The 12,981-nt window shown below is 72.3% G+C and carries 9 protein-coding genes; 5 read left to right on the top strand and 4 right to left on the bottom strand.

The genetic code is table 11. The features are described 5' to 3' along the window. Positions 1-94: 94 nt before the first annotated feature. Entirely contained in the window at positions 95-718 is a 624-nt protein-coding gene (locus tag KUM40_RS23305; RefSeq protein ID WP_217168018.1) for a TetR/AcrR family transcriptional regulator, read from the top strand. Here KUM40_RS23305 and KUM40_RS23310 read toward each other — a convergent pair. Beyond that, positions 648-1,511, bottom strand: coding sequence for a hypothetical protein (locus KUM40_RS23310; RefSeq protein ID WP_217168019.1), 864 nt, complete (start codon positions 1,509-1,511; stop codon positions 648-650). The two genes, KUM40_RS23305 and KUM40_RS23310, sit on opposite strands and share 71 nt — an antisense overlap. 205 nt (positions 1,512-1,716) lie before the next feature. Beyond that, entirely contained in the window at positions 1,717-2,940 is a 1,224-nt protein-coding gene (locus KUM40_RS23315) for an FAD-dependent monooxygenase (RefSeq protein ID WP_217168020.1), read from the bottom strand. Between the two features lie 171 nt (positions 2,941-3,111). Between KUM40_RS23315 and KUM40_RS23320 the strand changes: the two genes are divergently transcribed. Beyond that, complete coding sequence (locus tag KUM40_RS23320) at positions 3,112-3,618, top strand: MarR family winged helix-turn-helix transcriptional regulator (RefSeq protein ID WP_217168021.1); 507 nt, start codon at positions 3,112-3,114, stop codon at positions 3,616-3,618. Between the two features lie 45 nt (positions 3,619-3,663). Here KUM40_RS23320 and KUM40_RS23325 read toward each other — a convergent pair whose 3' ends face one another. Next, the gene (locus KUM40_RS23325; protein ID WP_217168022.1) at positions 3,664-4,383 is read right to left on the bottom strand and encodes a DinB family protein; all 720 of its coding nucleotides are present in this window, start codon (positions 4,381-4,383) and stop codon (positions 3,664-3,666) included. 468 nt (positions 4,384-4,851) lie between these two features. On the opposite strand from KUM40_RS23325, the gene KUM40_RS23330 reads away from it, so the two are divergent. Both KUM40_RS23330 and KUM40_RS23335 read left to right on the top strand, forming a co-directional pair. Further along, the gene (locus tag KUM40_RS23330) at positions 4,852-8,160 is read left to right on the top strand and encodes a family 78 glycoside hydrolase catalytic domain (RefSeq protein WP_254395518.1); all 3,309 of its coding nucleotides are present in this window, start codon (positions 4,852-4,854) and stop codon (positions 8,158-8,160) included. A 76-nt stretch (positions 8,161-8,236) separates the two neighbouring features. Next, on the top strand, positions 8,237-11,479 hold the full coding sequence (locus tag KUM40_RS23335) for an alpha-L-rhamnosidase (RefSeq protein WP_217168024.1): 3,243 nt from the start codon (positions 8,237-8,239) through the stop codon (positions 11,477-11,479). Positions 11,480-11,574: 95 nt separating this feature from the next. Here KUM40_RS23335 and KUM40_RS23340 read toward each other — a convergent pair whose 3' ends face one another. Further along, on the bottom strand, positions 11,575-11,787 hold the full coding sequence (locus tag KUM40_RS23340; RefSeq protein ID WP_217168026.1) for an MbtH family protein: 213 nt from the start codon (positions 11,785-11,787) through the stop codon (positions 11,575-11,577). A gap of 89 nt (positions 11,788-11,876) precedes the next feature. Here KUM40_RS23340 and KUM40_RS23345 point away from each other — a divergent pair, with 89 nt between their 5' ends. Continuing rightward, positions 11,877-12,968 carry an alpha/beta hydrolase-fold protein gene (locus KUM40_RS23345; protein ID WP_217168028.1) on the top strand — a complete coding sequence of 364 codons (1,092 nt, stop codon included), beginning with the start codon at positions 11,877-11,879 and terminating at the stop codon, positions 12,966-12,968. Positions 12,969-12,981: the final 13 nt, after the last annotated feature.

The following is a 12,981-nucleotide window of genomic DNA, read 5'->3' on the forward strand; positions in this document are numbered from 1 at the left end:
CACCAAAGCAGAAACGAGTAAGAAACTGCAACTGTTCCAGTTTATGTCTCGTACCACTTTCTGCCTCGTTCCAGGTGTGCGCTAGAGTGACGCCATGCCCGACTCTTCGAACCTTGGCCGTCGCGAGCGCAAGAAGGCTGCGACCAGGCAGGCCATCGCCGACGCGGCCCTGGAACTCTTCCTGGAGCACGGTTTCGACCGGGTCAGCGTCCGCGACATCGCCGAGAAAGCCGATGTGTCGACAACGACCCTCTTCGCGCACTTCCCGAGCAAGGAGTCACTGGTCTTCGACCGCGAGGAGGACGTGGAGGCACGGCTGACGGCCGCCGTCCGCGAACGGCCCGCGGGCCAGGACGTGGTCGAGGCATTGCGCGCCCACGCGATGCGGTCCTGGGTGCCGGTCGTGTCGGATCCACGTCGCGACCGGTTCACCGCGCTGGTCAACGGCACGCCCGCGCTCCGCGAGTACGGAGAACGGATGTGGATGCGGCATGCGGGCGCCCTGAGCGCCGCGATCGCCGACGAACTCGGCCGGGAGGCGGACGATCTCGCCTGCTCGGCGCTCGCACGGTTCGTGCTGGAAGTACCGGCCCTGGCAGCGGGGCGGCACGATCCGCGCGCGACCGTGGAGACGGTGTTCGACCTGCTCACACACGGCTGGCCGGCGCCGGGCGACTCCTCGGGTCCGGGTGCCGCAGCGGGCGCCCTCGCGGGCTGACGCACCTCAGGAGCGGCCGCGCTCCGTCGTCCCTGTCGCCACCTCGTCCGGCCCGCCCACCGAGGGCGGCCGGGCAGCCACCGGCACCGATGGGGTCGGCGCGGCCGCGTCGTCCAGATCCCCGCGCAGGGCGGCGACGGCGGGACGGCCACCATGGAGGCGGACGCGAGGAGGGCGAGGGTCCCCAGATCGCCGGGATCGCCCACAGCGGCCAGTCGTTGGACTCCTGGGCCCAGAGCGTCAGGACGGCCGCGCCACCCATGCCGACACCGTGCCACCGCACCACGGCCGCCGCCTTCGCGTGCCGCGGGTCTCTCCGGGCGAAGAGGGGCCACAGGCCACCGACGAGGGCGGTCAGGCCGACCGGGAGACAGGCGAGCGCGCCGCCGAAGTGACCCTCCGGCATTTCCACGGGGCCCGCACTCGTCTGCTGCCGGCGGCCGTCGGCGTCCCGCACCTCCACGACCCGCCCGTGCCAGATGACGCCGACGACCTCGTCGTCCGGTTCCAGCTCCGACATCACCGGTTCGGTCGCCCGGAACGTCACCTCCCACGACCTGCCGGAAGGCGGCAACAACTCCGCCTCCGGCGACCGACCCCGCTCACCGCGGTGCGTGCCTGCCGTCCGCACCGTGAACTCCTGCTCCCACAGACACCCCGACGCCCGCACCGGGGCCGAGGCAGAGACCGGCGCGGCCCGGTACTCCCGCTCCCGGTCCAGCGCCCGGCCCACCTGCCCGGCCGACACGACCCCCGTCACGAGAGTCGCGACGGCGACGAGCAGCCACGCCACGGACCGTGCCGCCGCCTTGTATCTCAGCGCGCCTTCCCCGTTCTTGCCGGATCACGGAAACGTCGGCCTGCGGGCGACGACGATCGGGAACGGCCCGGACGGTCCGGGACGGAGCCCCGGGCGCTCCCGTGGGCCATCCGGGACCGAGTCCACGGGTGCTCCCGCGGGTCACCCACGCCCGCGCCCGCGCCCGTGGGCTCCGCCCTCAGGCGGCCCGCGAGTAGTCGGGCAATTCCATCGCCGAGTGCGCCGCGCGTCCTTCCAGCGCGCTCTCGGTCACCAACGCCCTCGCCGCCGCCTCCGGGTCGCGCAGCAGGGCGTTGCGGGCCTCGAGTTCCTCCCGCGTCCCGGGGGTGACCGCCGAGCCGCCGCTGGTGGCCAGCGCCTGGTTGCGCTCCGCGAAGGGGCGGATCCTGCGCTCGTAGGCCGCGAAGGCCTCGGCGTGGTCCGCGTGCGTGGCCAGCTCACCGGCAAGGACGTACGCGCCGACGAGCGCGACGCTCGATCCCTGGCCGGAGATGAAGGACGTGGCGTGCGCGGCGTCGCCCGCCAGTACGACGCGCCCGTGGGACCACGTACGCATGTGGATCTGGCTCACGACGTCGAAGAAGAGGTCGTCGGCCTCGCGCATGCCCTCGACCAGGCGCGGCACGTGCCAGACCTGCTCGGGGAAGCGTGCCGCCACCAGGTCGCGCTGGGCCCGGGGGTCCCGGAACGCGTCGAGGGGCGGGGTGTCGCGGGTGAAGGTGAGGAAGCCGTGCACCCGGCCGGAGGGCTCGTGGGCGTAGAGGACCGCGCTGCGTCCCGGATCGTTCCAGATGGCGGCCTCGTGCGCGAGCCCGAACTCGTTCGGCAGCGTGAAGCCGGCGAAGACGTACCCGAGGTAGCGGTGAAAGGGCTCCTCCGGCCCGAAGACCAGCCGGCGCGTGTTCGAGTGCAGTCCGTCCGCGCCGACCACGAGGTCGAAGGTTCGGCGCATGCCGCTTTCGAAGACGACGTGTACGGCGTCCCCGGCGTCGTCCAGTGTCGCGATCGAGTCGTTGAAGAGGAACTCGACCCGGTCCCGCAGCGGGGTGTAGAGCGCGTCGGCCAGGTCCCCGCGCCGCACCTCGAGGTCGACACCCACCTCTCCCCCGGTGAGCTGCTCGGGCTGCAGCGAGCCGACCGTCTCCCCCGCCGCGTCCACGAAGGTGACCCGCTGGCTGTTCACGTGCGCCTTGGTCAGACGCGGCAGCAGACCCATGCGGTCCACCGCCTCACGGGCCGTGCCGCGAATGTCGATCGGGTATCCGCCCCCACGGACGGCGGCGGCCTTTTCGACGACGGTCACCTCGAAGCCGTACCGGTCGAGCCAGTGCGCGAGCGCGGGGCCCGCGATACTTGCTCCGGAGATCAGGACGCGGCGAGCGGGACGGGATGTGTGGATCATGGCTTCTCACCTTTCCACCGGGGCGGACCCCGGGAGGACGGAGGCACGCGCCGCGAGGGCAGCAAACATGCGTACCTTAGGTATCTTTATGGAGGCCATACGGCACCCTCTCAGGCACCGGCCACTCCCCACGATATAGATACCTAACTCAGGTATGCAAATGGAGACCTCATGACCCCCGAGTCCTCCGGGCCCCCGGTACCGGAAAGCCCGCACGCGGACCTGCTCGCCGTGCTGCCCCGGCTCACCCAGCTCAGCGCCGCCTTCACCAAGGGCCGGCTCACCGAACGTGCCACCGACGCGGCCGGCCTCGCCCTCGACCGCCCCGCCATGGGCGTGTTGCTGGCCCTGCGTACGGCCGACGCGCCGCTGCGGATCGGCGAGATCGCCGACCGGATGCAGGTCGTGGGCCCGCATGTCACCCGTCAGGTCCAGGCCCTGGAGAAGCGTGGTCTCGTGCGGCGGGTCGCCGATCCGCACGACCGCCGTGCGAGCCTCATCGAACCGACCGAAGCGGGAACGGAGGCCGCCAACCGCTATGTGACCTCCCTGCTGGGCTGGTTCGCCGAGGCACTCGCCGACTGGCCGCAGCAGGATCGCGACGACCTCACCCGCCTGCTCACCCGTCTCGCCGACGACGTGACGGCGCGGCTGGCCCGGTTCGACACGGAGGAGTGAGGCGGCGGAGCACCCGAGGGGCCCCTCGCGGGCGGCGGAAGGGGCCTACCCGGCAGTGCTGGACCGGGCCCGCCACAGGTCGCGGAGCAGCGCGATCTCGGCCATGTGGTGGATGAACTCGAGGTTGTCCCCGGCCACGACGCCGATGTAGGGGTCGTCGGGATCCGAGCCGTACGGGTACTGGGAGAAGCCGACGGTGTCGAGCTGCTCGTCGGTGACGGCGGCGACGTCTTCGCGCCAGCGGTCGATCACCGCCCAGAACCGCTCGAGGGCCAGGGCGGCGGAGGGGGTGAAGTCGACCAGCAGCTTCGGATCCTGCCGTCGTTCGCCGAAGGTCCACTCCCACTGGCCCGCGAAACAGGAGTGCAGGTGCGCCAGCCGCCAGGCGATGGTGGTGACCGGCGTCTCGTCGGGCTCCGGCGTACCGGCGTGGGCGAGGACCTGCTCGACCCGCTCGACGCTCACGCTCCAGTCGTCGGCGATCTTGGCGACCGGCATCCCGCCGGCGGCCTGCCGGGCGACCTCGGCGTACTCACTCGGCGGAATGTCCGGGGCGCCCTTGTCGAGCACCCACTCGCCCGGCCCGTACGCCCGGGGTGTCACCGCCTCGCCCCGGCGCCGGATCGACCAGCAGCCGGGCACCGGCTCCCACAGGTACTCCTCGTCGCCGAGCCCCGTCAGCCGCACCTCGGCCATCTCCCTGGCCTGGTCGAACTGGTCGAGCAGCAAGCCCAACCGGTCGGTCCGCGCGCCCTCGATCTCCATGCCCGGCTCCTTTCGCGGTGCGCCCGCGCCACACTGCGCCCAGGCGGAGGCTAACGACTCGCGCCACAGGGGCGCGACCCATTTCCCGCCCGCGAAGGAGCACGGCAACAGCCCTGCCGGGGCGGGGCCTTGACGCGCGGACCGCGTGGCGGTCGTCGCTCGGCCGACGTCATGGGTTCTCGTACTCGGCCCGACGCGGCCTCAGTCCCACAGCCTCGGTCCCACAGCCTCGGTCCCACAGCCTCGTCCCACGACCTCGGTCCCACAGCCTCAGTCCCACAGCCTCGTCCCACGACCTCGGTCCCACGGCACGACCGCTGTCACATCCCTTGATGCGGCCCACAGAGCGTGCATAGGATCGTGAAGACGAGAATTGAATCGTTTCAAGCGATTTCAGGCAGCCGACGCGAGTCACACGCGCACGGTTCGTTCCCGCTGCGTCGGCACGGCGAGCAAAGGCGGATGCACATGACCGAGGACACGACCGAGGGCTGGAACCGCAGAGTCTTTCTCCGCGGCACCGTGGCGACCGCGGGCGCCGGTGTCGCCGCGCTGTCCACCGGCGGTGTCGCCGCGGCGGCCGGCGCCGGAACGACCGACGGCCGACCGGAGCGCAAGGCGGGACTCCGCGTCGTCCGCACCAGTGTCGAGTACGCCGAGAACCTGCTCGGCACGGACGTCGAACTCCCCCGCCTGTCCTGGGAACTGGCCGCCCCCGGACACGGCGCCCGGCAGACGGCCTACCACATCCGGGTCACCAGGGACTCCGGTGGCCGGGGCCCGCACACCCACACGGTGTGGGACTCGGGCAGGGTCGCCTCCGACCGCAGCGTCGGCATCCCCTACGGCGGGCCCGCGCTGCTCCCCCGTACCCGCTACCACTGGCAGGTCCGGGTCTGGGACGCGGCGGGGCGCCGCTCCCGCTGGAGCGAGACCCGCTGGTGGGAGACCTCGCTCCCCGCCGACGGGTGGCGGGCGGGCTGGATCGGCGCCGAGGAGCCGCCCGCACCGCCCTCGCTCGACGGGGCTTCCTGGATCTGGTCCCCCGGCGCGACCTCTTCGGACGCCCCCGAAGGCGCCCGCAGGTTCCGCGCCGCCCTCGCCCTGCCCGAGGGGTCCGTGGTGAAGCGGGCCGTGGTGACCGCCACGGCGGACGACGACTTCACCCTGTACGTGCACGGACAGCAGGTGCTGCACGCACCCGAGCAGACCGACGGCTGGCGCACCGGCCGCACCGCGGACGTCACGGAGCCGGCGCGCTCCGCAGGCGATGAGATCCTCGTCGCCGCCCTCGCCACCAACCGGCCCGGGGCCAGTGTGAACCCCGGCGGGCTCCTGGTCCGCTTCCTCGTGGAGACCGAGGACGGCCGCACCCACGAACTCCGCACCGGGGACGGCTGGCGCACCACAGACACCGCACAAGAGGGCTGGGAGCGACCCGGGTTCGACGACGGCGACTGGGAACCGGCCGCCGTCCTGGCCCCCTACGGCCAGGGGCCGTGGGGCAGCGGAGTCACCGTGGCCACCCCCGAAGCGCCGGCGCCGCTGCTGCGCCGCGACTTCACCGTACGCGGGCGCGTCGCGCGCGCCCGCCTCCATATCAGCGGACTCGCCTACTACGAGGCGGAGATCAACGGCCGCCGCGTCGGCAAGCAGGTCCTCGACCCCGGCTTCACCGACTACGACGAGACGGTGCTGTACGCCGTCCACGACGTGACGGACCTCGTCGAACGCGGTGAGAACGCCATCGGGGTCACCCTCGGACGCGGCTTCTACGGCATGACGACGCCCAACGTCTGGAACTGGCACCGTGCTCCCTGGCACGGCGAACCCCGTCTCCTCGCCCAGTTGGAGATCGACCACCCGGACGGGACCCGCACCACCGTGGCCTCCGACGGCGAGTGGCGCATCACCGAGGGGCCGACGCTCTCCAACTCCCTGTACGCCGGGGAGACCTACGACGCCCGCCGGGCACCCAGTGGCTGGTCCCGGCCCGGATTCGACGACTCGGCGTGGCGGCCCTCAGGCGTACGCGAGGCGCCCGGCGGCACGTTGCGTGCGCAGCCGCACGACCCGATCGAGGTCGTCGACACGGTCCGCCCGAAGGCGATCGAGGAGCTGAGCCCCGGTGTGTACGTCGTGGACATGGGCCGCACGATGGCCGGCTGGACCCGCCTCACCGTGCGCGGGGCCGCCGAGGGCACCGTGATCCGGCTCGTCCACGGCGAGAAGCTCAAGGACGACGGCAGCGTGCACGCCGAGACGGGGCACGTCCCGGGCCGCTTCCAGACCGACGAGTACACGAGCGCGGGCAGGGCCAGGGAGGTGTGGGAACCCGCCTTCTCCTACAAGGGCTTCCGGTACGTCGAGGTGCACGGCCTGCCCGAACGTCCGGACCCGGCGGACGTGCTCGGCCGCCTGGTGCACTCCCGGGTGGACGAGGTCAGCACCTTCTCCTGCTCCGAGCCGTTCTACGAGTGGCTGGACAAGGCCATGCGGCGCACCGTCCTGAACAACCTGCACGGCATCCCCACCGACACCCCGATGTACGAGAAGAACGGCTGGACCGGAGACGCCCAACTCGGCACACCGGTCATGACGTACGCCTTCGGGATGCAGCGCTTCCTGTCCAAGTGGCTCGGCGACCTCTCCGACAGCCAGAACGGCGACGGACAGCTCCCGGTGATCGTGCCCAGCGGCGGCTGGGGCTACGGCGACCTCGGCCCCTCGCCCGAGTGGACGACCGTCTATCCCTTCGTCGTACGCGAGTTGTACCGGGTGTACGGGGACGAGCGGGCGGCCCGGGAGCACTGGGAGACCCTGACCCGTTACCTGGACTGGGAGCTGGCCCGGCTGCAGGACGGCCTGGCCGTCACCGCGCTCGGCGACTACCTGGCGCCCGGATACGGCGGCAACCCGCCCGAGGACACCCGGCTCACCGCCACGGCGTATCTGCACCGGGCGCTGCTGTACACGGCGGAACTCGGCGAGGAACTCATCGGGTTGCCCGGCGACAACGACGACAACGATGTCCCCGAGCGCTACCGGAACGCCGCCGAGAGTCTGCGCGGCGCGTTCAACGAGGCGTTCCTCGGCCCGGACGGTCACTACCGCACGGCCAAGGACCCGGACTACCGGCAGACGTCCAACGCGATACCGCTGGCGTTCGGGCTGGTGCCGCCGGGTGCCAGGGCCACGGTCCTGGAGAGTCTGGTGGCGGACATCGAGGAGCGCGGGAACCACCTGAACACGGGCGCCCTGGGCACCAGCGTGCTGCTGCGGGTGCTGTGCGCCCACGGCCGCCCGGACGTCGCGCACGCCGTGGCGACCCGGCGCACGTACCCGAGCTGGGGCTACTGGCACGACAACGGCGCCGACACCATGTGGGAGATGTGGCCGCTGGACTCCCGCTCCCGCGACCACTACTTCCAGGGCACCGCCGCCCAGTGGCTGTACGAGAACGTGGCCGGGCTCAGGCCGGGTGACGCGGGATACCGCACCTTCACCGTCCGCCCCGACGCCCGTACGGGTGTGGACTGGGCGCGCACCTCGGTCCGCACCGTGCGCGGGGAGGCCGCGGTGGCGTGGTCCGCCGTCGGTGGCACGCTCCGGCTGACGGTCCGGGTGCCCGTGGGGTCACGGGCGGAGGTCCATGTCCCGGTGGCCGAGGGGACGCGCGCGACCGCGCCCGGCGGCGCCACGTTCCTGCGGTCGGTGCCCGGCTTCGACATCCACCGGGTCGGTCACGGCACCTGGGAGTTCACCGGCGCCGCGTGACCCGGCCCGGACGTCAGGGACGTCAATTCGCATCCTTCCGGCATGAATCGATTCATCCCCAAGGTGAGGAGTCCTCATGATCAGCAGAAGGAACATCCTGGCGGGCGCGGCCGCCACAGCCGCGGCCGCCACCGCGGGCGCGGGCGCGGTACCCGCCGCGGCCGCGCCGATGTCCGGGCCGGTGGCCGGGCCCGTGTCCGTGCCGGTCGCGGCGTCGGCACGGCGAGGTGACCTGCGGGTCACCTCGCCGACCGTGGAGTACGTCCGGCGCCCGCTGGGGCTCGACGTGCCACGCCCCCGGCTGAGCTGGCCGCTGGCGTCCGGGAAGCCGGACATGCGCCAGAGCGCCTATCAGGTCCGCGTCGCCACCACCCCGGCCGGCCTGTCCGACCCCGACGTCTGGGACAGCGGCAAGGTCGAGTCCGGCGAGTCCGTCCTCGTGCGGTACGCGGGCCCGGCGCTCCGCCCCCGGACCCGCTACCACTGGTCCGTACGGGTGTGGGACGGCGACGACCGGGTCTCCGGCTGGAGCACGCCCTCGTGGTGGGAGACCGGACTGATGGACGCCGGCCAGTGGAGCGCCGACTGGATCTCGGCGCCGGCGAGCCTCACGGACGCGCCGTCCTTCGACGGGAGCTTCTGGATCTGGTACCCCGAGGGTGATCCGGCCGGCAGCGCTCCGGCGGCCACCCGCTGGTTCCGCGGCACCGCGGAGCTCCCCGACGGGGTCACCGCTGCCACCCTGGCCATCAGCGCGGACAACGTCTATTCCGTCTCTGTCAACGGGGTCGAGGTGGCCCACACCGACCTGGAGACGGACCACGACGGCTGGCGCCGCCCGGGCGTGATCGACGTACGGGAGTGGGTACGGGCCGGGAAGAACGTGCTCGCCGTCCGCGCCACCAACGCCACCGAGGGCCCGGCGGGCCTCATCGCCGTGCTCTCGGTCCACACCGCCGCCGGGGAGCACCGGGTGATCACCGACGGCACCTGGAAGGCCGCCGACCAGGAACCTCCCGCCGACTGGCGCGAAGCCGGCTTCGACGACGGGGCCTGGCCGGCGGCCCGCGAGGCGGCCCCTTGGGGCGGCGGCCCGTGGGGAAGAGTCGTTCCCTCGTCCTACGCCGTCAGCCTGGTGCGGCACGAGTTCCGGCTCCCCCGCAAGCGGGTGGCCCGCGCGCGTCTGTACACCACGGCTCTCGGCCTGTACGAGGCCCACCTCAACGGCCGCCGCGTGGGCCGTGACCACTTCGCTCCCGGCTGGACCGACTACCGCACGCGGGTCCAGTACCAGACGTACGACGTCACCAAGCTGGTGCGGCCCGGCGGCAATGCCCTCGGAGCCCAGCTCGCGCCCGGCTGGTACGCGGGCAACGTCGGCATGTTCGGGCCGCATCAGTACGGCGAACGCCCGGCGCTGCTGGCGCAGTTGGAGGTGGAGTACGCGGACGGCACGAGCGAGCGCGTCGTGTCGGGCACCGACTGGCGGGCCGCGTCCGGGCCGATCGTCTCCGCCGACATCCTGGACGGCGAGAAGTACGACGCGCGCAAGGAGCTGCCCGGCTGGGCCTCGCCCGGCTTCGACGACCGGACCTGGCTCGGTGTGCGCGGTGCCGACGGCGTCGGTCCCGAACTGGTCGTCGCACAGGTGGACGGCCCGGTACGCGTCGCCGAGGAACTGACCCCCAGGAAGATGACCGAACCCGAGCCCGGTGTCTTCGTCTTCGACCTGGGGCAGAACATGGTCGGCTCGGTGCGCCTGCGCGTGTCGGGCCCCTCGGGAACGACGGTCCGGCTCAGACACGCCGAGGTACTCAACGACGACGGCACGCTCTACACCGCGAACCTGCGCACCGCGGCGGCGACCGACACGTACACCCTCAGCGGCCACGGAGAGGAGACCTACGAGCCGTGCTTCACCTTCCACGGCTTCCGCTACGTCGAGGTGACCGGTTTTCCCGGCACTCCCTCGGCCAAGGCGGTCACCGGCCGGGTGATGCACACGTCCGCGCCCTTCACCATGAAGTTCGAGACCGGCGTGCCGATGCTCGACCAGTTGCACAGCAACATCACGTGGGGGCAGCGCGGCAACTTCCTCTCGGTGCCCACCGACACGCCGGCGCGCGACGAGCGCCTGGGCTGGACGGGAGACATCAACGTCTTCGCGCCCACGGCCTCCTACACCATGGAGTCGGCCCGCTTCCTCACCAAGTGGCTCGGTGACCTGCGCGACTCCCAGACCTCGGACGGCGCGTTCACGGACGTGGCGCCCATGGTGGGCACGGTCGGCCACGGTGTGGCCGGCTGGGGCGACGCGGGCGTCACCGTCCCCTGGTCCCTCTACCGGGCATACGGCGACCGCCGGGTCCTGGAGGACGCCTGGCCGTCCATCCAGGCGTGGTTGACGTACCTGGAGAAGAACAGCGACCAACTGCTGCGCCCGGCCCAGGGGTACGGCGACTGGCTGAACGTCGAGGACGAGACCCCCAAGGACGTCATCGCCACCGCGTACTTCGCGCACAGCGCCGACCTGGCCGCTCGTACGGCCCAGGAACTGGGTGAGGACCCCGCCCCCTTCCTCGACCTCTTCGGCCGGGTGCGGGAGGCGTTCCAGAAGGCGTACGTCGGCTCCGACGGCAGGGTCAAGGGCGACACCCAGACGGCCTATGTCCTCGCCCTGTCCATGGACCTGCTGCCGGACGCCGCCAGAAAGGCCGCGGCCGACCGGCTCGTCGCTCTGATCAGGGCCAAGGACTGGCATCTGTCGACGGGCTTCCTCGGCACCCCCCGGCTGCTGCCGGTCCTGACCGCCACGGGGCACACCGACGTCGCCCATCGCCTGTTGGAGCAGCGCTCCTTCCCGAGCTGGGGGTATCAGATCGACAAGGGTGCCACCACGATGTGGGAGCGCTGGGACTCCATCCGGCCCGACGGCAGTTTCCAGACGCCGGACATGAACTCCTTCAACCACTACGCCTACGGCTCGGTGGGCGAGTGGATGTACACGAACCTGGCCGGCATCGCGGCGGGCCGTCCCGGCTACCGGGAGACGGTCGTCCGTCCGCGTCCGGGCGGATCCGTCTCCTCCGTCCGCGCCACGTTCACCTCGGTCTACGGGCCCGTCTCCACGCGGTGGCGGCAGCGGGCCGGCCGCTTCACGCTGACCTGCGAGGTGCCGCCCAACACGACCGCCGAGGTGTGGATCCCCACGTCCGGCCGGGAGGCGGTCTCCCGCGCCGACGGGACGTTCCTGCGCCTGGACGACGGCTGCGCGGTCTACCGGGTCGGTTCCGGCACGCACCGCTTCACCGCTCGATAGGCGCGGAACAGGCCCTGAGCCACGGGTGGGCGTCCGTGTCCACCCGTGGCCGACTTCAGGGCGTCAGGGCGTCAGGGCGTCAGGACGCCAGGACGTCAGGCATCCATGGACTCGGCGAGGGAACGGGGGCGCAGATCGGTCCAGTTGGCCTCGATGTACTCCAGGCAGGCGTCCCGCGTGTTCTCCTCGAAGGCGGTCGTCCAGCCCCCGGGCACGTCCGCGAAGGACGGCCACAGCGAGTGCTGGCCCTCGTCGTTCACGAGGACGAGGAATCGGCCGTCGGCGTCGTCGAAGGGGTTGGTGCTCATGTGCGGTGCCTCCCGGGGAGATTAGGTTAGGCTCGCCTAATGGGCGATGAGCTTAGCCTTCCGACTTTCCGCTCCACAAGGAGACGTTCATGAGGTTGGTGGGGGAAGACACCTTCGCCGCGTTCGGACTGTCCGGAGCGCCCGGCACCGACGACTTCTGGGCCTCGGCGAGGTCGCCCGTGGCGATACCCGACGGCGACGGGTGGGTGACTCTGTTCCTGCGGCGCGGGTCCGAGGCAGCGAGCATCGGCTTCGAGAGCTGGTCGGAGCCGGTGCCCCTGCTGCGGTGGGGTGCGACGGACTGCTGGTACGCCGAGGTGCGGATGCCCGCGCGGCTGCGGGTGACGTACCAGTTCATGGTGGACGGGGCGGCATACGGCGACCCGTGCAATCCGGTCGGTGCGGGCGGTGACCGGTCCGTCGCCGCCACCCCGGACGCCCCGGCCCAGCCGCACTGGCCCGACGTCGGGGCCGACGGTGTCCTTCCCCTCCCCCGCGCCCGGATCCGCTGGAGCAGCGAACGGCTCGGCGGGCGGCGCACCGTGCGGGTCCACCCGGCGGGCGGCGGCGGACCCGTGGTCCTGCTGCTCGACGGGGACGACTGGCTGTACCTGCATCCGGCGACGGCCGCGTTCGACTCGGCCGTCGCCGGTGGCGACATGCCGCCGGTCACCCTCGTCTTCCTCCCCACCAGGGACAGGAAGACCGAGTTCGGGTGCCGGCCCGCGCTGTGGGAGGCGGTCCGGGACGAACTGCTGCCGCTGGTCGTGGAGTCCGGCGTGCCCGCCGACCCGGAACGGATGGTGGTCGCGGGGCAGAGCCTCGGCGGGCTGAGCGCGCTGTACGCGGCGCTGGAGTTCCCGGACCTGGTGTCGCGCGTCGCCTGTCAGTCGGCGTCGCTCTGGTGGACTCCCGACGCCGCGGACCTGGCGGACCCGTTGGGCGGCCCGGTCGGCGGCGCCGTCGCGGCGCGCCTGCGCACGCGCCCCGACCTGTCCGGAACGCGCATCGCATTCGACGTGGGGGAACACGAGACGCGGATGCTCCCCCACTGCGCCCTGGTGGAGACCCTGGCCCAACAGGCCGGTGCGACCGTGCGGGTCTCCCGGTCGGCGTCGGACCACGACCGGGCGGGCTGGCGGCACGCGCTGCTCCGGGACGTCGGCTGGGCGCTCGCCTGAGGCCCTGTCGCCC

The sequence above is a fragment of the Streptomyces sp. AC512_CC834 genome, from assembly GCF_019049325.1.
In the GTDB taxonomy this organism is placed as follows: domain Bacteria; phylum Actinomycetota; class Actinomycetes; order Streptomycetales; family Streptomycetaceae; genus Streptomyces.